The 389-nt window shown below is 42.2% G+C and carries 1 protein-coding gene; it reads right to left on the reverse strand.

All coding sequences use genetic code 11. The annotated features are described in order from the left end of the window. On the reverse strand, window positions 1-389 hold a 389-nt coding region (locus tag Q1A70_RS20520; RefSeq protein ID WP_299695918.1), incomplete at both ends, for a helix-turn-helix domain-containing protein.

Genomic DNA, 389 nt, shown 5'->3' on the forward strand with positions numbered 1-389 from the left:
ACTTGTTTAAGTCGGCGTTTATCTATCTCTTTAATCGTGTGCCAATGAACGCCCGTTAACTGGGATATATGCTTAATAGGAAGAAGAGGCAGTAGTTGTTCTATATAGCTTTTTAGACGCGTCGTTATACGAGCATAAGGCTCCAACCAAGATAAAGCCTCTGTTTTTATGCCGCATTCACGGCACTTAATTCTTCGAGTTTGAACGGAAAGTTCAACAGGAATACCGAGCAACATGGCATCTTTTACATGACGCCATTGATACTCATGGATAGCCTCGGCCTCAAGGCCACAAAGGCATTTAGCCTCAGAATTAGGTTTAAGAGTCAGGGTAATAAGTGATGCTGTCTGGTGAGACTTTACTATTTGAAAGCCTTCCCAGAATGAAGA

It is taken from the genome of uncultured Vibrio sp. (assembly GCF_947488985.1).
Classification (GTDB): domain Bacteria; phylum Pseudomonadota; class Gammaproteobacteria; order Enterobacterales; family Vibrionaceae; genus Vibrio.